Origin of the sequence: Dendronalium sp. ChiSLP03b (assembly GCF_034531165.2) — a bacterium.
GTDB classification, from domain to species: Bacteria; Cyanobacteriota; Cyanobacteriia; order Cyanobacteriales; family Nostocaceae; genus Dendronalium; species Dendronalium minutum.
Map to the genome: position 1 here is coordinate 81084 of NZ_JAVRBR020000046.1, position 19770 is coordinate 100853.

17 protein-coding genes and 1 pseudogene are annotated in these 19770 nt (G+C 39.4%); 16 read left to right on the forward strand and 2 right to left on the reverse strand.

Features of this window, described 5'->3' with window-relative positions:
• Nucleotides 1-133: 133 nt before the first annotated feature.
• Nucleotides 134-952 carry an acyl-CoA desaturase gene (locus tag RMY31_RS11965; protein ID WP_322657955.1) on the reverse strand — a complete coding sequence of 273 codons (819 nt, stop codon included), beginning with the start codon at nucleotides 950-952 and terminating at the stop codon, nucleotides 134-136.
• Nucleotides 953-1039: 87 nt separating this feature from the next.
• On the opposite strand from RMY31_RS11965, the gene RMY31_RS11970 reads away from it, so the two are divergent.
• The 16 genes and pseudogenes from RMY31_RS11970 (at nucleotide 1040) to RMY31_RS12045 (ending at nucleotide 18488) form a co-directional block, all read left to right on the forward strand.
• On the forward strand, nucleotides 1040-2269 hold the full coding sequence (locus RMY31_RS11970; protein ID WP_322657956.1) for a methionine gamma-lyase family protein: 1230 nt from the start codon (nucleotides 1040-1042) through the stop codon (nucleotides 2267-2269).
• A gap of 392 nt (nucleotides 2270-2661) precedes the next feature.
• Entirely contained in the window at nucleotides 2662-2925 is a 264-nt protein-coding gene (locus RMY31_RS11975) for a CTB family bacteriocin (protein ID WP_322657957.1), read from the forward strand.
• Nucleotides 2926-3052: 127 nt separating this feature from the next.
• A complete protein-coding gene (locus tag RMY31_RS11980; protein ID WP_322657958.1) occupies nucleotides 3053-3382 on the forward strand; it encodes a hypothetical protein in 330 nt (109 codons plus the stop codon).
• Between the two features lie 122 nt (nucleotides 3383-3504).
• Entirely contained in the window at nucleotides 3505-5655 is a 2151-nt protein-coding gene (locus tag RMY31_RS11985; protein WP_322657959.1) for a peptidase domain-containing ABC transporter, read from the forward strand.
• A 24-nt stretch (nucleotides 5656-5679) separates the two neighbouring features.
• On the forward strand, nucleotides 5680-7092 hold the full coding sequence (locus RMY31_RS11990) for an HlyD family secretion protein (RefSeq protein WP_322657960.1): 1413 nt from the start codon (nucleotides 5680-5682) through the stop codon (nucleotides 7090-7092).
• Between the two features lie 375 nt (nucleotides 7093-7467).
• Nucleotides 7468-8127: a hypothetical protein gene (locus RMY31_RS11995; RefSeq protein WP_409877847.1), complete on the forward strand. Its 660-nt coding sequence runs from the start codon at nucleotides 7468-7470 to the stop codon at nucleotides 8125-8127.
• Nucleotides 8128-8272: 145 nt separating this feature from the next.
• Complete coding sequence (locus RMY31_RS12000; RefSeq protein WP_322657962.1) at nucleotides 8273-8950, forward strand: response regulator transcription factor; 678 nt, start codon at nucleotides 8273-8275, stop codon at nucleotides 8948-8950.
• 119 nt (nucleotides 8951-9069) lie between these two features.
• Nucleotides 9070-10437 carry a CHASE2 domain-containing protein gene (locus RMY31_RS12005; protein WP_322657963.1) on the forward strand — a complete coding sequence of 456 codons (1368 nt, stop codon included), beginning with the start codon at nucleotides 9070-9072 and terminating at the stop codon, nucleotides 10435-10437.
• 181 nt (nucleotides 10438-10618) lie between these two features.
• Nucleotides 10619-10936 (forward strand): metalloregulator ArsR/SmtB family transcription factor, encoded by a 318-nt coding sequence (locus RMY31_RS12010; RefSeq protein WP_322657964.1) that lies wholly within the window; start codon nucleotides 10619-10621, stop codon nucleotides 10934-10936.
• Nucleotides 10937-11124: 188 nt separating this feature from the next.
• Entirely contained in the window at nucleotides 11125-12192 is a 1068-nt protein-coding gene (gene arsB / locus RMY31_RS12015; RefSeq protein ID WP_322657965.1) for an ACR3 family arsenite efflux transporter, read from the forward strand.
• A 31-nt stretch (nucleotides 12193-12223) separates the two neighbouring features.
• Nucleotides 12224-12637 (forward strand): arsenate reductase, glutathione/glutaredoxin type, encoded by a 414-nt coding sequence (gene arsC, locus RMY31_RS12020; RefSeq protein ID WP_322657966.1) that lies wholly within the window; start codon nucleotides 12224-12226, stop codon nucleotides 12635-12637.
• A gap of 97 nt (nucleotides 12638-12734) precedes the next feature.
• Entirely contained in the window at nucleotides 12735-12950 is a 216-nt protein-coding gene (locus RMY31_RS12025) for a hypothetical protein (protein ID WP_322657967.1), read from the forward strand.
• Nucleotides 12908-13126: pseudogene (locus RMY31_RS12030) on the forward strand (arsenical resistance protein ArsH); the annotation flags it as partial. The gene RMY31_RS12025 and the pseudogene RMY31_RS12030, both read left to right, overlap by 43 nt.
• Nucleotides 13127-13392: 266 nt before the next feature.
• Nucleotides 13393-14352: a ribonuclease Z gene (locus RMY31_RS12035; RefSeq protein WP_322657968.1), complete on the forward strand. Its 960-nt coding sequence runs from the start codon at nucleotides 13393-13395 to the stop codon at nucleotides 14350-14352.
• Between the two features lie 1108 nt (nucleotides 14353-15460).
• On the forward strand, nucleotides 15461-17662 hold the full coding sequence (locus tag RMY31_RS12040) for an exopolysaccharide transport family protein (RefSeq protein ID WP_322657969.1): 2202 nt from the start codon (nucleotides 15461-15463) through the stop codon (nucleotides 17660-17662).
• A gap of 130 nt (nucleotides 17663-17792) precedes the next feature.
• Nucleotides 17793-18488 carry a response regulator transcription factor gene (locus RMY31_RS12045; RefSeq protein WP_322657970.1) on the forward strand — a complete coding sequence of 232 codons (696 nt, stop codon included), beginning with the start codon at nucleotides 17793-17795 and terminating at the stop codon, nucleotides 18486-18488.
• A 554-nt stretch (nucleotides 18489-19042) separates the two neighbouring features.
• On the opposite strand, the gene RMY31_RS12050 is transcribed toward RMY31_RS12045, so the two are convergent.
• The gene (locus RMY31_RS12050; RefSeq protein ID WP_322657972.1) at nucleotides 19043-19330 is read right to left on the reverse strand and encodes an Npun_R1517 family heterocyst differentiation transcriptional regulator; all 288 of its coding nucleotides are present in this window, start codon (nucleotides 19328-19330) and stop codon (nucleotides 19043-19045) included.
• Nucleotides 19331-19770 lie beyond the last annotated feature (440 nt).

Genomic DNA, 19770 nt, shown 5'->3' on the forward strand with positions numbered 1-19770 from the left:
CCTACCCAAGCGCACCCGTAAGTAGCTTTTTGATGCCATTTCAGAATTGGCGAATGGATATTGGTTACATAAAAAGTCCTTCGTTATTAGTCATTAGTCTTAAGTAAATGACTAATGACTAATGACTAATGACTTACTGTTTTGTTGGAGCCAGTTTCACATTAGTGGCTAGACCAAGTGCTTGCAACAATTGAATTGTCATCCAAGTTAAATCAATTTCCCACCATTGCAACCCATGACGAGCTGAGTATTGAAAGGCATGGTGGTTATTGTGCCAGCCTTCACCAAAAACGAGTAAGGCTACCCACCAGCAGTTAGTCGAGCGATCGCCAGCATCATGGCTGCGATAACCAAATTTGTGAGTGGCGCTGTTCACCAACCAAGTGCAGTGGTAAACCCAAACAATGCGAACAAATATTCCCCAAACAACGAACGACCAACCACCCACAAGCAAAAGTAGTGAACCTAGGGCGACTTGGATAAAAATGAAATTTTTTTGTAAAAACTGATAAACTGGGTCTTCGGCAATGTCTTTGGTGAAGCGAGGAATTTCAGCGTGAGAGGGGGAATGATAAATTAGCCAACCCATGTGGCTCCACCAGAAGCCTTTATTGGAATCATGGGGATCGGGGTCAGTATCAGAATGTAAATGATGAATGCGATGTGTCCCTATCCACTCTATTGGGCCTCCTTGACAGGCAAGTGTCCCGAAGAAAACCAAGAGATACTCTAGCCACTTAGGAGTCTGAAAACTGCGGTGGGTGACAAGGCGGTGAAATCCCAAGGTAATGCCTAAACCACCTGTCACCCAATAAAGCAAGAAAGCCACACCAACTGCTTGCCAGCTAAAGTTACTGGGAACAAAAGCAAACAAAGCACCGATGTGCAATCCAATGAAAAATAGGGTATTAACCCAGTTAATTTGAGGTTTTGTTGAGGTAACAATTGTCATGCAGTAACCTGAATTGGAATTGTTTGGCCTAATCTGCGCGATTTAAAAATCCGCATATCTTAATGTTTTTTTTTGATTGAGGAACTAATGAACAGCTTGGAACAGCTGCGGGAAGCAGAACAGGCACTGTTAGAAATTTTTTCTGGAATTGACGCTCAGGTCAAGCATAATCTGAAACGAGTGCTGGATGCTTTTCGTAATCACCGTGTAGGTGCACACCATTTTGCTGGTGTAAGCGGTTACGGCCACGACGATCTAGGACGAGAAACTTTAGATAAAGTTTTTGCCGAGGTGATGGGTGCTGAAGCTGCGGTAGTGCGGGTGCAGTTTGTTTCAGGAACTCACACGATCGCCTGTGCCTTATTTGGTGTGCTTCGTCCCGGGGATGAAATGTTAGCAGTGGTCGGTTCTCCCTACGATACGCTCGAAGAAGTCATTGGTTTACGGGGTCAAGGTCAAGGTTCCCTTATCGAGTTTGGCATAAATTACCGTCAATTGGAGCTAACCCCAGAAGGAACGATAGACTGGCAAGCCTTAAGTTCTAGCGTGTCAGATAACACACGTTTAGTGTTAATTCAGCGTTCTTGTGGCTATTCTTGGCGTTCTAGTTTATCAATAGCTGATATAGAAAAAATCATCTATTTGGTTAAGCAACAAAACCCCAATACCGTTTGTTTTGTAGATAACTGCTACGGTGAATTTATCGAAACCAAGGAACCCACTGCTGTTGGTGCCGATCTAATGGCGGGGTCATTAATCAAAAATCCTGGTGGCACTATTGTCAATGCTGGCGGTTATGTTGCTGGTCGCGCTGACTTAGTGGAAGCAGCAGCCTGTCGCCTCACAGCTCCTGGTATTGGTAGTTATGGTGGTGCTACTTTCGATCAAAATCGCTTGCTATTCCAAGGATTATTTTTGGCACCGCAAATGGTAGGAGAGGCGATGAAGGGGACGTATCTTACTGGTTACATATTTGACAAGCTCGGTTATCCCGTAAATCCCGCACCTCTTGCTCCCCGTGGAGATGTGATCCAAGCTATTAAACTCGGTTGTGCCCAAAAGCTGATTGCGTTCTGTAAAGCTATACAACAGCATTCTCCCATAGGTTCTTACCTAGACCCCATTCCCGATGAAATGCCAGGGTACGAAAGCCAAGTAGTCATGGCTGGAGGGACTTTCATTGAGGGCAGTACCTTGGAATTATCAGCCGATGGGCCTTTACGTGAGCCGTATGTGGTTTATTGCCAAGGTGGGACTCATTGGACTCATGTGGCGATCGCTTTGGAGGCAGCGATAGAGGCTGTAGGCCCAGCTTAATGCAATTTTAGATTTTGGGTTGCACCTTTGGTGCGCTGGAAGCGCAACTTTGATTGTGAAAGAGTTACTAAATAAACTTTTGAGCGCTTTATAAAGCAGAGTTGATAACTTGAGCTTTATATATAGTAATCCTATTTGATTTGTGACAATTGAAAGCCATAGATACCCGATTTATCAAACAAATCGGGTATTTAGTTTATATAGGTATTTTTCGGAAAGATTACTGGCTTAATTGTGCAACAGGTGTTTCTAAATCAGGTAACTAAGTTTGCAGAAAGTGAGAATGACTCAGCTATTTTCTGCCGTTATTGTATTAATTAAGCGAGAAGTTGAACAGCAAAAAAGAGGCAGACAACTCTCGAATTTATCTAAAAATAAAGGAAACTACAATCATGTTGCACGAACTATTTACCAATTTGTCTGTTGAACAACAAGAAATTGTATCTGGCGGTACTTGGTCTTACACACCAGAAAAAAATGAGGATACCAAGTTACAAGATAACATTAATACTAGTTTCTTGGACGCAGATAACTTTTTTGATCTTTATGCAGATGTCAGATCTAATGAAAACGGTGGTACCGTAAAACAGAATATAGAAGCTGCTAAAGACATAACTAAGTCCACAGCTAATAAGTACGTTCACTTGTTTGTATAACTAACTGAATATACCCTCATCAATTGGGTATAAATTTGTATGATTAGGCAATTAATTATTCTAGTTAATTGCCTAGTTTTTAACTATACAAAAACTATTCACTCCTTAAAATTAGAAATATAATGCCATGTTTAACTATAAATATTCACAAGAAAATGAATTATTTATTATTTTACCTGAACAATTTCAAGAGACAATATCTGGTGGCTATTCGTCTTCCGTGAGTGATATATATGATGTTTATTTTCAAGTTAAAAATATCAAAAGTTTTGCTAATAATGAAAATATTTTAGATAACGGTGAAAATAAAATTTCTAATGCACAAAAAACTGGATATGAACTTTCAGAATTTAATATTGGCTTGAATCTCAATGGTCGAGAAAGGGGACACAATTCAAGTTCAAATAACCTAAATTGGTTAGATATATTATATGGAATCTTATCAAATTTATGTTAATAAAAGTTCTTAATTTTATTGAAGCAAGTACACCAAAAAGGAATTTTATTTATAAATTACAAAAATGAATTAACATATTGGTCAAAATTTAAATGTTTGTCATTAAATATGATGTTTTACTTATGAAATATAAATTTGTGAGACAGCATAGTGAAGAAGACTGCGGTGCCGCTTGCCTTGCTGCGATCGCTAAATATTATGGACGCAATTTTACTCTAAATCGCATCCGTGAAGCTGTAGGAACTGGACAATTTGGAACAACTTTGTTGGGGCTTCAGCGAGGGGCAAAAACACTTGGTTTTAATGCTCGCTCAGTCAAAACTTCACCAGAACTTTTAAACAGAATGCATGAAGCAACCTTACCAGCAATTATTCACTGGAAAGGGAATCACTGGGTTGTTTTATATGGTAAGAAAGGCAAAGAATGTATAATTGCCGATCCTGCGGTAGGTGTCCGTTATCTTTCTCAAAAAGATTTAGCGGAAGGTTGGACAGATTGGTTAATGCTTTTAGTGGAACCAAATCCAGAATTATTTTTGAAAACAGAAGACGATAACGTCGCTGGCTTTTGGCGTTTCTTTAAGCGCGTCTGGATTTTTCGCTCTATTCTAGCCCAAGCTTTACCTCTCAATTTACTTTTAGGAGTCTTATCTTTAGCGTCTCCTTTTCTGTTGCAGATTCTCACTGATGATGTTTTAGTCCGAGGTGATACAAAGCTACTTACTACTATGGCGATCGCTGTGGTAGTTATGAATTTAATTCTTAGCAGCCTTTCTTGGGTACAATCTAATTTAATCGCCCACTTTGCCCAACGCCTACAATTAGGGCTTGTCATGGAATTTGGCAAGCAGATTTTGCGATTACCTCTGGCTTACTACGAAGCTCGCCGCAGTGGAGAAATTGTTAGCCGCCTGCAAGATATTAGCCAAATTAATCAGTTAGTTGCTCAAGTTGTTATCAGTCTACCTAGTAGATTTTTTATTGCCGTAATTTCTTATAGTTTCATGGTTTTTTATAGTTGGAAATTAACTGTAGTAGCTACACTAGTTTCTCTATTAATGACCATATCTACAATTGTATTTTTACCAACTTTGCGCCAAAAGACTCGTGAGCTTTTAGTTCAAGAGGCAGAAGCACAAGGGGTTTTGGTAGAAACCTTTAAAGGCGCACTTACCCTCAAAACTACCACATCTGGCTCACAGTTTTTAGATGAATTTCAAAACCGATTTGGTAATCTTGCTAATCTAGCGTTTCGGACAATTCATATTGGAATTATTAATAATACTTTTTCTGGTTTAGTTGCTTCTGTTGGAGGTATTGCCTTACTCTGGTTCGGCGGGAATTTAGTGATAAATCCCGATGAAAACCTGAGTATCGGACAACTCTTTGCTTTTAACTCGATGAATAGTAATTTCCTCGGATTAATTGGTACTGTAATCAGTTTTATAGAGGAATTTACCCGTGCCAAAACTGCCATCCAACGTCTGACAGAAGTTATAGATACTACACCAGAAAATGAAGACGATGGTAAAAAACCTTTTGCCAACATCCCCGGTAACGCTGATATTATTTGTGCAAATGTCAACTTTCACTATGCTGGTCGAGTCGATCTACTAGAAGACTTTACTTTAACAATTCCTGGTGGTGAAGTTATTGCCGTCATCGGCAAATCTGGATGCGGTAAAAGTACTTTGGCTAAACTAATTGCCGGCTTATATTCTCTACAGTCTGGGAATATTCGTATTGGATTATATAACTTACAAGACCTTGCACTTGATTGTCTACGGCAACAGGTGGTGCTTGTTCCTCAAGATGCTCACTTTTGGAGTCGTTCTATTGTAGAAAATTTCCGTTTAGGAGCGCCCTACGCTACTTTTGAGCAAATTGTCAGAGTTTGTCAAATTACTGGTGCAGATGAATTTATTAGTAAACTTCCGGAAAAATATCAAACTGTTTTGGGTGAATTTGGTGTAAATATTTCTGGTGGACAACGTCAACGCCTAGCAATAGCAAGAGCTATTATTACAGACCCACCAATTCTCATTTTGGATGAGTCTACTAGTGGTCTCGATCCTGTGAGTGAAGCGCAAGTTTTGGATCGATTACTAAAACATCGCCAAAGTAAAACCACAATTTTGATTAGTCATCGCCCCAAGGTAGTTAATCGGGCTGATTGGATTGTATTACTAGAACAAGGTAGGTTAAAACTTCAAGGTTCCTTGGATGAATTACGGGCAAAACCAGGAGACCATATAGGCTTTTTAATTCCTTAAATATTGACCATTATTCGGAGAAATATGCTCTACACACATAATAAGAAAATTCTCCCATCAGTTCAGGATGAAGAGTTTCTTCCTCCTATTAGTGCTTGGACATCTTTACTAGGAATATTTCTTGTAGCAACTGTTGGTTCTGCGATCGCTCTATCTTCATGGATTAAATATAATGTGATGGTGAATGCTCCTGCTGTTGTCCGTCCTATGGGTAACGTTCGGCTAGTACAACCAGAAATAGAGGGAATTGTTCGAGATATCTTCGTGCGTGAAAATCAGGTTGTCAAACAGGGTGATGCAATTGCTCGCCTAGATACTGAGCAACTACAAATCAAAAGAAGCCAACTGCAAGTTAATATTCAACAGGGGAGATTACAACTAATTCAAATTGATGCTCAAATTAGCACTCTAAATACTCAGATACTAGCTGAAAGTAGAGTTATAGAACGAACAGTTGCTTCTGCGAAAGCAGATTTAATCCGCAACCAACGAGATTATCAAGAACGGCAAGTTACTACTGAAAATGAATTCATCGCTTCACAAGCCAATTGGCAAAAAGCACAGGCAGACTTGCAAAAAGCCCAAGCCGATTTAGACTTTGCAAAGATGGATCGCGATCGCTATCAACAGCTTACCAAAATTGGAGCAATTGGTCGGCGTGAATTTGAGCAAAAAAAATTAGTGGTTGAGCAGACTAAATCCACACTTGAATCTGCCAAAAGATCCGTAGACATTGCCCAAGCCAAAATGCAGTCAGCTCGAGTTGCAATCAATCCTAGTATAGCGATGGTGGCGATCGCCCAAGAACGCATTGCCCAAGAAGTTGCTAAAGGTCAAGCAACCATCGCTAACTTGCAAAAAGAAAAACAAGCTTTGATACAGCAAGGAGTTGAAATGCAAACTCAATTCAAGCAGTATCAAAAAGAGCTTCAACAGGTGGATACTCAACTGGAAAGTAGCATTATTCGTGCCACTAGTGACGGTATCATCCTCAAACTCAATTTGCGTAACCCCGGCCAAGTGGTGCGTACTAGCGAAGCTCTTGCTGAAATTGTTCCGCAAAACGCTCCTTTGGTGATTAAAGCTATGATTCCGACTGCGGAAATCAACAAAATTGCAGTTGGTCAAAAAGTACAATTGCGAGTTGATGCTTGCCCATATCCAGATTATGGCACTCTTGCAGCTGTTGTCAGTGCTATTTCTCCGGATGTAATTACACCTGAAAGTAAAAATCTCGGTGCAGAAACCTCAAATGCTGCAAATTCTCTTGCTAGCTATTTTGAAGCAACTATTCAACCCGAAAATCTTAAATTTGGAAATCGCGATCGCCAATGTCATATCCAACCAGGGATGGAGGTTAAAGCTAATATTATTTCTCAAGAAGAAACAGCCATGCAATTTATGCTACGAAAAGCAAGGTTAGTCACTGATTTATAATTTTTTGCTGGAATTATCAGTTGTTACACCAAGAAAATTATACATTGAATTAATTACAGTAGACTATCATCCATCATCGCTTTAGCTTAATCTTCTCTCTCCTGAATTTACAGGGAAGAGAATATTGTCTTTATAAATTATGCAATAAACATCAGTATCATATAAAATTAATTAATAATATACTGTGTATTTTCGAGAAGTAAAATGGTATTTTTTGGTAATTGTTTTGTACCCTTTAAATACTCTATTTCACATAAATATAGCATGATTTACGTAAAATATTGTTTTACGATAGTAAAATAAATAACGTTGCAATATTTTATAAATCATACTCTTTAGTTACATAAATAGATTCTAATTTCCATTGTTAAACTTATGTCTCTTGTTCAATTTCTCATATTTTATTATAGAATTCAACAAGCATTACAATGGTGGCATTATAGGCAGTCAATTAAGCTCTTTCTAGAAGCTGAGAAAATTCGGGACGAATTGTTGCAAGAAACTTTCACAATCCGTTGCAATTTATATTTGTTGACACTAGAAAATATGAGTATATCAAGCACTAAAACTCAAGAATACCTAGACAAAATTGACAATTTGCATCATTCTTTAGTGAAATTGAGCGATCGCTTGTTTCCAGCGTTCCTTCAAGATAGCCTTCCTTTAGCTATTGAGTGCTTATTGGAACGTTGGGTAGCATCTAATCCTCATATACATTTTCAGAGCGATATGCCACTTGATTGGCGACACGAGCCAGTTGAACGCAGTCTGCTCGTTTTAATGTCTTTAGAAGAATTACTAACAATAATTTTGTCAGAAATATTAGCCTCAGTTTCAATTAATTTTACTTTAAAAAAAAAGAAAAACTTAGGAGAATTAAAGATACAAATTAATTATCCCGATGTATCTACATTTGTCTTTAATTCTAACCTACCAGAATTAAAGTATCTTTGCGAAACCTTTCGATTTTTAACATCAGGAAAATGCTTGTATCGTACTCAAAATCTCAGAGTTACTTGGTATTTTATCTGGTAAGTAGGATTGCTTAATTATTTGTTGTTACTGGAAAAAATACCTCTATAGAAGCATTATATAAGTAATGCAATCTAATATAAAAAAATAATTATTGTAGATGCCCAGACAAATTGTACTTATGTAGTTAATTAACATAGTATTAATTATGAAACAAGCTTTGTCTGAGAAAGAATTGCTAAAAATTTTAGTAATTGATGACCACGAATCTGTTCTGAATGGAACAGTAGAAATACTACGAAAACATTATCCTGATGCTAATTTTAGCACTGCTACAAACGCTAATAATGCTCTCGATCGGGTCGATAACATACAGCCAAATATCGTAGTTATGGATCTTTCTATTCCAGAATTTTCTGGATTTAAGGCGCGACCTGATATAGGTGTACAACTTCTGAGAACGCTGATGAAAAACTATCCCAACTTGAATTTTATTATTCAAAGCGCCCATGTAAGAACACTGGTAAGAATTAGACCAGATATTGATAGTCATAAAGGAGGCTTTACAGTCGCCGATAAAAGTCTTGCTACTCAAGAAATGTTGACCAGAGTAGATTGGGCATTACAGGGACTAACACATACCAAAGATATCAAAGGCATTCATACTGGATTAGAGGTGAAACCAGAATGGCTTAGGGTGTTGACTTTGGCATTTGAGGAAGGATTGCAAGATAAAACTATTGCCGAGAGAATGTCTATATCTGAACGGATGGTGCGTCATTATTGGAGCAAGTTACAAGACGCTTTAAATATTTATCCTCATGAAGGAAAAAATATTCGTATTCAAACTGAAATGCGAGCTAGGGAAGAAGGTTTAATTGATTAAATAATAATCAATTTTTCAGGAAGTTTATTACTTATGTCTATTAATACATGTTTCCTTTTTATTGATTAATAATAAGTCAATAATGATTGAATTATAACTAAAGGCTGGGGAACAAGCTTATGCGGCCTGGACTTTGGAGAATAATCAGAGACAAAATTGACGTTTTGCGTGTGGGTGCATTACCAGGAATGATAGTAATTGGGCTAATAATCTTTGCTCGTCTTATTGGTTCAATGCAATTTTTAGAATGGTTAGCTTTTGATACTTTTCTGCGTTTGCGTTCTGAAGAACCAACAGATGAACGAATTGTGCTTGTGGGAATTAATAAAGATGATATCCGCAGTCATAAAGATGAAATCAAAAACAACAAATTTTATCCAGATTGGATACGCGATCGCATTGTGATTATCGGCATAATTGACCCCAGCCGTCAAGACTTCATAAATACTTCTGCAATTACATCTATCGAACCTGCAACAGAGCGAATTTACAAAGTGGAAATTCCAGTACATGCTGTTAGCCAAATTATCAGTGAAGTGCTTAAAGCTAGACCGCTCTTTAATACTTGGGACGATGGATGGGAATATATATGGATTTTTGCCTGGGGTTTTTTAGGAATTGCTATTGCTCGGTTGACTAAATCTCTTTTGGCAAATTTGGTGCTTGTTGGTATTGCTAGCTTTAGCCTAGTCCTTGTTTGTTATGTACTTTTGATTTGGGGTTGGTGGATTCCAGTAATACCAGCAATTCTCGTTTTAGTGATAAATGGCATGGAACTCACTGCTTTATATCAATCTGACAAAGCTTTGCACTCAGGAATTCACGCTCGTCAAGCCATCATTGAACGTACATTTGAAACCATTCACAACGGCCCGCTGCAAAGTCTGGCTAAAGTTTTGAAGTTAGTTCGATGCCAAGATTTACCAATGCAAGAACTATTGCCAGAACTAGAAAAAGAACTAGAAAAATTAAATCACGAGCTACGGGGAATTTATGATTTTTTGCAACGCGAACCTCCAACTCAAGATAGTAGTCTTTACTTAGGAAATCATCTAGTACTAAATTTGCAAGACCCTCTTCATGAAATTCTCTATCAAGTTTACACCCACACTTTAGAGCGAGACTTTCCCTGTTTTAGAACTATCAAGGTTAAAATTCGTACCTTTGAGCCTTTGGATGAGCAATACTTGAATAATGAACATAAGCAAGGACTCTGCCGATTTCTGGAAGAAGCTTTGTGCAATGTTGGCAAACATGCCATAGGAGTAACCTGTCTCGAAGTCACTTGCACTTCATCTCAAGGCTGGTACACTCTGAGAATTATCGATGATGGCTTAGGAATTAATTCATCTAGAGAAGGTCGTGGCACACAACAGTTTATCAATTTAGCTCGGCAACTCAAAGGAAAATTTCAGCGACTACCCCTTGAACCTCAAGGAACTATTTGTGAGTTATCTTGGCCTGTAGCAAAGTTTTGGTTGCGTTAATATTCAGCTTAGGAAAGTAATAAGTAAGAAAGCCTGCGTGTAAACAGCCGTCAAAGTCGCTACACGTAGGCTTTTCATCAGCAGTTCAGTAACTTCTATGCTATTCAAATTAGATGCTATAAATTCTAGGTTGAATTTAGCTTGGTATGATGAATATAAAAATAGATTTCAATAAAACTTGATGGATTCTCTCTACACTCCCACTTCCGATATTATCGTTGCTGGCTTTCATGCTCTTTCTGAGCCATTACGGCTTAAAGTTTTGGAACTGCTCAGAGAGCAAGAACTTTGTGTGTGTGACTTGTGCGAGACTTTAGGCGTTACCCAGTCGAAACTGTCTTTTCACCTGAAAACTCTGAAAGAAGCTGGCTTAGTCCGCTCGCGCCAAGAAGGTCGCTGGATTTACTACAGTCTTAATTTGGCTCAATTTGTTATTTTAGAGCAATATTTATCTGATTATCGCCGCTTCACTAAGATACTGCCTGCCCGCCCCTGCTAAGATTCCCAACTACATATCAAGTTTTTTTGATGAATTTTTATATCTTGCCGTTGACAACAAATATATATATCAAGTTTTCTTGAAATGAAAGGTGTACAAACTTAGCAATAACACGCGGTGGAGAAGTCGATGAAAACAAAAATTAGAAAATTGGCTCTCGCGTTAGGAACGCTAGCTCTAGCAAAGTGATGAAAACGAAAACCATTTCTAAACAACTTTCTTTTCTTGACCGCTTCCTGACATTATGGATTTTTCTGGCAATGGCTGTTGGGGTCGGCTTAGGCTATTTTCTTCCTGGAATCGAAGCCTTTATTAATCAGTTTCAGGTAGGAACGACTAATATACCGATCGCCATTGGCTTAATTCTGATGATGTATCCACCCTTAGCTAAGGTGCGGTATGAAGAGTTAGGGGATGTATTTCGCAACGGTAAAATTCTCGGTATATCACTAATTCAGAATTGGATCATCGGGCCAACAGTAATGTTTGCTCTGGCAACTACCTTCTTACGAGATTATCCAGAATACATGACCGGATTGATTTTGATTGGATTAGCCCGCTGTATTGCAATGGTAGTTGTATGGAGTGACTTAGCAAGAGGTAATACTGAGTACACGGCTGGATTGGTTGCGTTCAACAGCATTTTCCAAGTCATCTTTTATAGTCCTTACGCGTGGTTTTTCATCAGTGTGCTGCCGCCGCTGTTTGGGTTGCAAGGCAGTGTCGTTAACGTGAGTATTGCCGAGATAGCCCAGAGTGTGTTCATCTATCTCGGTATTCCCTTTTTAGCTGGATTTTTCACTCGTTACTTGTTAGTAAAGGTGAAAAGTAAGCGCTGGTATCACGAGGAATTTGTGACCAAAATTAGCCCGATTACGCTGATTGCTTTGTTATTTACAATCGTGGTCATGTTCAGCTTAAAAGGGAATTTAATCGTTCAGATTCCTTTGGATGTGGTTAAGATTGCCATTCCGCTAATCATCTACTTTATCGTCATGTTTTTGGTCAGCTTTTACATGGCTTGGCGAATCAAGACGGACTATTCCAGAGCCGCAAGTGTAGCGTTTACAGCCGCAGGAAATAATTTTGAGTTGGCGATCGCAGTAGCGATCGCAGTATTCGGCATTAATTCGGGTGTGGCTTTTGCAGCTGTCGTTGGCCCTTTAGTGGAAGTGCCTGTACTGATTGGTCTTGTTAATGTTGCCTTCTGGCTTCAAAAACGTTATTTCGCACCACCTGATTCCAGAACCCTATAAATTTAGTCCCATTATCTAGAGGAGTTGAACTATGAAACGTGTGATGTTTGTCTGCAAAAAGAATTCTGCCCGTTCCCAAATAGCGGAAGGCCTTGCTAAAACTCTTGGTAAGGGAAAGATTGAAGTAATTAGCTCTGGGTTAGAAGCAAGTCAAATTAGACCAGAAGCGATCGCTACCATGAAAGAAGTTGGCATTGACATTACCGATCAATATTCAAAACCTCTAAGTGACTTTAAAGCCGAAGACTTTGATGTAGTAATTTCTCTGTGTGGTTGTGGTGTCAATTTGCCGCCAGAGTGGAGCGTGCAGGAAGTATTTGAAGACTGGCAGCTAGACGATCCAGCTGAACAGCCGGAAATTTTCCCCAGAGTCCGCGATGAAATTAAAGAACGGGTAACTCAACTGATTGCGTCTGTGAATAAAAAATTTACACCTGCTGGATAAGGATTTGTAGTACTCGGATTAAACTAAGGCTCGAATAAGCCCATGCCAGAAGAGTTAACCGAATTACACGGTGGGTATTCGTGCGATCGTCTCTGTTATGGATGACCCATCAAATTTAGATTTGTATCAAGAAGTGAACATTCCTTATCTCTGGCTGCCAATCAAAGGCGGTGCTGCACCCAGTCAGGAGCAACTTCAGGAATTGCAAAACTTTATTGATAGTCAAAATAATCTTGGCAGTGCTATTGCCATTCATTGCACCAGTGGCAGACGGCGAACGCCTACCAAGAGTTTAATTCTGACGGTACCATGAAGGATTTGCCCTACCGCGATCGCGTCGTGGATGTCATGGAAGAACTTTACAAGTTCACCTTGTTGCTACGAGACAAGGTGGACTACCTAAGCGATCGCTACAGCGAACGCAAAGAAAAAGCAGCCAAACAAGTGATTGAGATGGCGAGCAAAGCCTTAGAAGCAGACTCTATTTAGGTATCTAATTGCCATTTGAGTTGTTAAAAATTAGATATTCATCTAAATTAATTATGACTGGGGATTCTTAATAGCGAGGAAGGACACAAGACCGCAGCCCTGTATAGGAGCCAGAAGCCAGAATGTATAGTTTTCCTGACTTCTGACTCCCTAACCAAAAGCATATTGCAGACAATTGAGAACTGTCCAAAAGAATTTTGCTCAATAACCATGCCACTATAGAAAACAGAGCGTCCAATTGAGCAAGAGGAAGGCTAAAGAACGCTGTGCAGATAACATTTTTAGGGACGAGTTCGGGCGTACCCACAAGAGGGCGCAATGTTTCCAGCGTTGCCCTCAGATTACCCCAACGGGCAGAACTGTGGTTATTCGACTGTGGTGAAGGTACTCAGCATCAACTTTTGCGGAGTGACCTGAAAAGCAGCCAACTATCCCGAATTTTTATCACCCACATGCACGGCGACCACATTTTTGGCTTGATGGGACTTCTGGCCAGTTGCGGCTTGGCTGGTAACGTGGCACGAGTTGATATCTATGGCCCGCCTGGATTAAATGAATATATCCAAGCTGCTTCTCGTTATTCCCATACGCACTTTTCTTATCCCATCAAAGTTCATGCTATCCGTCCTGGAGTCATTTATGAAGATAATGAATTTACCGTTAGCTGTGGTCTTTTGCATCACCGCATCCCAGCTTTCGGTTATCGCTTAGCAGAAAAAGACCGAGCAGGACGCTTTGATGTGGAAAAAGCCAAAGCTTTGCAAATTCCTCCTGGTCGTATTTATGGTCAACTCAAGCGTGGTGAAACAGTGACACTTGCCGATGGGCGAGTGATTAATGGCACAGAACTATGCGGACCTACAGAAATTGGACGCAAGATTGCTTATTGCACAGACACAGTTTATTGTGAAGGCGCAGTTGAATTGGCGCAAGATGCAGATGTTTTAATTCATGAGGCTACCTTTGCCCATCAAGATGCAGACATGGCTTTTCAGCGATTGCATTCTACATCTACGATGGCAGCACAAACAGCCTTAGTCGCCAAAGCGCATCGATTAATTATGACTCATTTCAGTCCGCGCTATGCTCCTGGAAATTCCTTGGAGTTGAAGGATCTGCTTCAGGAAGCCCGTGCCATCTTTCCCAATACGGACATGGCTTATGATTTCATGACTTATGATGTCCCCAGACGCAGGGAACTAGAGTTAACCGAGGTAAGCGTTTAACTTGTATTAGCGGAGATGGAAAGACAAGGGGGATAGGGAGACAAAGTGAGACAGCGCTCTTGGTAGGGGGCCACTGCATTGGGTGTTAGCGTAGCGAAGCGCGAGTCCTCTCCCAAGGGGAGCAAATGGCGTTTTCCCGACTCAAGCGACTGCGTTAGCGAGCCTGCGAGCGTCACTTAAAGGGGAGATAAAGGAGATAATTTTTCTCTTCTTAATTTACAGGGCTTTTCAAGTAATTGAACTACACTACTCCCTTTTGGGGTTAAATTTATTCTTTTAATAATCACATTTTTATTTATACAACACTTATATTTTTGAACCGGACATGATTTACTAATTTTATGTAATTTTCAATTTAAAATATTAAAGACAAAATAAAAATGTAATATTATCTACTTTTTTAGTAGATAAATAATACTGAATACAGTACATTCTATTATACATATTTAAATAATTTTTCAAAATTTTGCATACATTTAATATACAAGTCTATGCTGTTTTATAACTTTTGTTTTGAATAGATATCCAAATTTTTACCTGTTATTAGTGAACCGAGCAACTCAGTATTATCAAAGGACAAATATTTAAATATTAGTGTTACTTGCTTTGTTGCACTAGGCATCGAATTATAGACAAGCAAACTCAAAACATAGACCGCATAGTCTTTACTCGGTATTTTTATATACTTATTTAGAAGATTAGCATCTTGAATAATAATAAATTTATATTTTGTAATTACACCATAATTTATCACTATAATACTGAGAATAATTGAATTACATAAACAACAAAAAATATTAAATAATAGAACATTTTTAACTAATAAGGATCTGTTAAAGATTCACAGAGAGGGTTGACTCTCATAACAATCTTAATATAATCTCAATATTCTCACTAGTAATTGTAGCCGACTTAAAATTTACTATATTGACTTAAATAAAGTCGGTATGTGTCAATTTTTGCTCAATCACTTCTCGTTAGAAATCTTTATAGCTAGGTTAGGAAACATTTAGTATATTGTTATGTCTATAAGTTAAAAAAACTCATGCTCAAGATATTTTTTCACAATCTTCCGTACATATTGTTTCGATATTAGAGGACTTTGATAGTGGCTAATACGAGTCTGAATCAAGAGCAACTGGTTACTAACACTTCACTAAACGCGTTTGACATCAGACAAATATCTACAACTTTGCTTCGCCGACGCTTTCTTATCTTGGGTGTTTCCTGCTTAGTTATGTCAGTTGCTGGTTTAATGGCTGTTATTAACAGACCAAGTTACCAAAGTTCTATGCAGATACTGGTGAGTTCCAATTTAGGTGAAGAGTTACGGTCAAGTGATATCCAAAGAGATGTCAAGAATGAGTTTAACGACTCTAATCTGCAAGTTGTTGACTATGCTACTCAGATGAGACTAATGCTGAGTTCTAAGTTAATTGAGAAAGCTGTAAATTTGCTTCGTGCCTATTATCCAGATATTACGTCAGAAGATATCAAAGGTAAAAATGAGGAAGGCAAAAAAGTACCTCTGGAAGTGACCCAAGTAGGAGTTAGGACAGGAGTGAATAAAGTTCTTAGTAAAGTCTATGAGGTTTCTTTTAATGATGACGATCCGGTTAAAGCCAAACGAGTAATTCAATCCCTACAAAAAGTCTATCAAGACTACAACATAGAGCAGCAAAAAGAACGTCTAAATAAAGGTATTTCTTTCATTAATGCTCGGCTGCCTAAAATAAAAAAAGAAGTGAATCAAGCAGAGCAAAACTTAGAAAATTTTCGCAGGAAATATAACTTACTCGATCCAGAAGTAGAAAGTAAAATCATTCTACAATCTCTTACTGACACTCAAAAACAGCTACAAAGTACTCGGGCACAGCTTCAAGACGTACAAGCTCGCCACAATAGCCTAGAGCAAAAAATGGCGGTTTCATCCCAGAAGGCAGCTATTTCTTCTCGTTTAAGCCAATCGAGCCGCTACCAATCGTTATTAAATGAGATTCAACAGACTGAACTGTCTTTAGCTAAGGAACGGCTGCGCTATACAGATGAATCTCCAACAATAGAAGAATTGGAGCGGCAACGCCAGAGTCAACAGAAGTTATTACGGCAAGAGGTGGAGCGATCGCTAAAAGAAAAAGCTACCATCGACGGCACAGAAGCATCCTTGACACAAGAGCAGATGGTAGAAGTTAACCCGCAGCTAGCACAAGAATTAATTCAGTTGCAGGTAACTGCCCAAGGACTAAGTGCCAATGAAAAAAGCCTAACCGAATCAGAACAGCAGCTTCGCACGAAGTTACGCAAGTACCCAAGCTTGATAGCAGAATACAACCGCCTCCTGCCAGCAGTGGAAAATAACCGCAAAATCCTTGAGCAACTGCTTCAGACACAACAATCTTTGGGATTGAAAATTGTTCAAGGAGGATTTGATTGGCAGGTGTTAGGAGAACCGGATCTGGAAACATCTACGAGTGACAATAGATTATTCATTTTACTTGGGGGCGTGGTAATCGGTCCCATTCTAGGCATTGCAGTAGCTTTAACTTGGGGGATGTTTAGTTACGCAATCTGCTCCGTACAAGAATTACAGAAGCTGACAAACCTCCGATTACTGGGGTCAGTGCCAAACCTCAAGCCGCGTTGGGCTAAGAAGCGGTTTCCAAGCCTGTCTTTGCACGAACAGCAAAACTTAGCTCCTTCTTTAGTAGAAGCAGACACTTGGTTGCCTTGCCACGAAACTTTGGATATGGTCTACCAAAACATTCAAATATTAAAGTATCCCTTCACCTTTAAGTCGTTGATGTTGACTTCAGCCGTATCTGGAGAAGGTAAGACTACCCTGTCCTTGGGGCTTGCGGCTAGCGCCGCTCACATGCATCGACGGGTACTGCTGATTGATGGCAACCTTCGATATCCTAGGCTGCACAAAATTCTGGAACTATCCAATGACTGGGGGCTATCGCTGTTATTACTCGATGAGACAAATACCCGCGTTCAAGATTATATCCAGCCTATTCACCCTGCTATTGACATTTTGACTGCTGGCCCTACACCAGAAGATACAGTCAAGTTGCTGAGTTCGCAGCGAATGAAAGAATTGCTGGAGTTGTTTGAGCAAATCTATGACCTAGTGCTGATAGATGCTCCGCCCATTTTAGACACAGTAGATGGCAGAATTTTAGCAGCTTTTTGCAATGGCATTATCATGGTGGGGCGTATCGGTCAGATCAGCCAAAATGAACTGACTCAGGCTACAGGAATTTTGAGCCAGTTGAATTTACTTGGAATTATTGCTAATGATATTTACTGAAGGGCATTAAAAAGGCATAAATACTCATAGTGGTTGTTGACTGTTGACTGTTGATGCTGACAACTGACAATCGATCAATGACTGCCAACTTTCGCTAAATTGGAAAAAGGTAAACACAAGGAAACTTTCAATGTCAGCACAATTGTTACTGGTGGATGATGAACCAGGATTGCGGGAAGCCGTGAAAGACTATTTACAAGAAAGCGGTTTCAGTGTTCAAGTCGCCAGTAACGCCCGTGAAGGTTGGGACTGGATGCAGCAGAACACACCTGACTTAGTGATTTCGGATATCATGATGCCCCAGGTAGATGGCTATCAGTTCCTCAAGCAACTGCGAGAAGACCCCCGCTTCCAAGCACTCCCAGTTATATTTTTAACTGCTAAAGGCATGACAGGCGATCGCATCCAAGGCTATCAAGCTGGTGTTGATGCTTATCTGCCCAAACCCTTCGATCCAGATGAGTTAGTGGCAATAGTTGAAAACTTACTGGTCCGGCGTTCAGCCAAGCCTCAGGCTAAGGGTGAAGAGGGTGAAACACCTGATATTGCTGAACTAGCCAGTCAGATTGCCCAAATTAAGGCTTTATTAACCCAAAGAAATGCGATCGCTCAATCCCCAACACCCTTCAAAATCGACCTGACCCCCAGAGAACAAAGTGTTTTAAATTTGGTAGCTGAAGGATTGATGAACAAAGAAATTGCCCGTCGCTTGGAAACCAGCGTTCGCAATGTAGAAAAATACGTCAGTCGTTTGTTTAGTAAAACAGGTACCAATAGTCGTACTGAGTTAGTTCGTTTTGCACTAGAACACGGTCTTGCTAAATAAACTCGATATTGGGGAATTCAGAAGCTAGAAGTCAGTCCCTAGGAAAAATCTCACCCTTTCAGGTGACGTTCGCTCGTAGCGTCTCACGCCACTGGCTCTACTTGGGGAAAGACTGGTTAACGGTAATCGCTCAGAGAAAGCAAAGGTAGAGTGAGAATAATAACTCCTAACTCTACCTCTGTGTTTTGTGCTGTTTTGAATGGTAGTTTTATTTCTGCTGTAATGTACTAGCTAACACTTTTTGAAACTCAAGTAAAACCCTGGTTAGGGCTGCTTGCTATGAAAGATAAATTTTCAAAGACCGTAACCCGCCTAAAAGCAAGGTATTACTTTATGACTACGCACTTAAAAATACTCGTAGTGTGAAGGGCGAAGACCCCTGTAGATGCTTTTTTCGGTTTTTGGGAAAGTAGTGCAATTTTTAGCCTGTAGCCCAGAGGTTAGGTGATACAAACTAACTCATGGTTAGAGAGAATGGGCTTAATTTATAAAGATTTACCATTATAACGCCAATCAAAAATTTGCCACCACTCAAATTAGACTTTTAGCCTTAACTATTGGCTGTTGTTATTGTCAACAGAATTACGTAAGCGCATCAGTTGGCGGCGCATTTGGGGTGAGGCTTTGAACTCAGAGACTTCCTGGGCTTTAACAGATGCTTGCAGCGTCTCTAGAAAGTCATCTGACCCTTCGGTCAAAGCATCCAATAGCACCTGCAATAGTTGCTCGCGATCGCCCAGTAAACTCTTTTCCTCGATCAACCGAAACTTAAGATGTATTTCGCACTCATAAACACCTACTTCAATATTACTTATTTGGCGTGGTAATGCTTTCGAGTTCATAGTTTTGAGGATTCCTGTACTTGGTGGTCATGAGGATGAGTGAGCTATATCCAAGAGCAAAAATTCTTTATATTTTTTTGAATCCACAGCCCTTAAATTAAGAATTTTTCCTCAGTCCATAGCATTTATATTCCATTTCACTCATTTGTGATTTTTTCCTAGCTAAACTTTACACTGCCTCTGTCACAAGCTTCGTGCCCTAGATATGATTTAGGTAAGCCATAACTATTATTCAGTTTTTAAGATTCTATACAATAAAGTTTTTGTAAGAAGTTGTTATAGCTTTTTAAAGGTTTTTACACCAACTTTATCTTCATGTCAACAATAGTTTGAGTTTTTACTGAACTTTTGGTGTTTACACGTAAGTAAAAACGCTGTTTTTTTTTGATTTTATTAAAGCCAGAGGTAGCTGTACGATAATTACGTAAAATTACTGTATG

What these genes read in the sequence shown, in the direction of transcription:
- RMY31_RS11965 (WP_322657955.1), bottom strand. Translation starts at nt 952, where the DNA reads ATGACAATTGTTACCTCAACAAAACCTCAAATTAACTGGGTTAATACC.
- RMY31_RS11970 (WP_322657956.1), top strand. Translation starts at nt 1,040, where the DNA reads ATGAACAGCTTGGAACAGCTGCGGGAAGCAGAACAGGCACTGTTAGAA.
- RMY31_RS11975 (WP_322657957.1), top strand. Translation starts at nt 2,662, where the DNA reads ATGTTGCACGAACTATTTACCAATTTGTCTGTTGAACAACAAGAAATT.
- RMY31_RS11980 (WP_322657958.1), top strand. Translation starts at nt 3,053, where the DNA reads ATGTTTAACTATAAATATTCACAAGAAAATGAATTATTTATTATTTTA.
- RMY31_RS11985 (WP_322657959.1), top strand. Translation starts at nt 3,505, where the DNA reads ATGAAATATAAATTTGTGAGACAGCATAGTGAAGAAGACTGCGGTGCC.
- RMY31_RS11990 (WP_322657960.1), top strand. Translation starts at nt 5,680, where the DNA reads ATGCTCTACACACATAATAAGAAAATTCTCCCATCAGTTCAGGATGAA.
- RMY31_RS11995 (WP_409877847.1), top strand. Translation starts at nt 7,468, where the DNA reads ATGTCTCTTGTTCAATTTCTCATATTTTATTATAGAATTCAACAAGCA.
- RMY31_RS12000 (WP_322657962.1), top strand. Translation starts at nt 8,273, where the DNA reads ATGAAACAAGCTTTGTCTGAGAAAGAATTGCTAAAAATTTTAGTAATT.
- RMY31_RS12005 (WP_322657963.1), top strand. Translation starts at nt 9,070, where the DNA reads ATGCGGCCTGGACTTTGGAGAATAATCAGAGACAAAATTGACGTTTTG.
- RMY31_RS12010 (WP_322657964.1), top strand. Translation starts at nt 10,619, where the DNA reads ATGGATTCTCTCTACACTCCCACTTCCGATATTATCGTTGCTGGCTTT.
- arsB (WP_322657965.1), top strand. Translation starts at nt 11,125, where the DNA reads ATGAAAACGAAAACCATTTCTAAACAACTTTCTTTTCTTGACCGCTTC.
- arsC (WP_322657966.1), top strand. Translation starts at nt 12,224, where the DNA reads ATGAAACGTGTGATGTTTGTCTGCAAAAAGAATTCTGCCCGTTCCCAA.
- RMY31_RS12025 (WP_322657967.1), top strand. Translation starts at nt 12,735, where the DNA reads ATGGATGACCCATCAAATTTAGATTTGTATCAAGAAGTGAACATTCCT.
- RMY31_RS12045 (WP_322657970.1), top strand. Translation starts at nt 17,793, where the DNA reads ATGTCAGCACAATTGTTACTGGTGGATGATGAACCAGGATTGCGGGAA.
- RMY31_RS12050 (WP_322657972.1), bottom strand. Translation starts at nt 19,330, where the DNA reads ATGAACTCGAAAGCATTACCACGCCAAATAAGTAATATTGAAGTAGGT.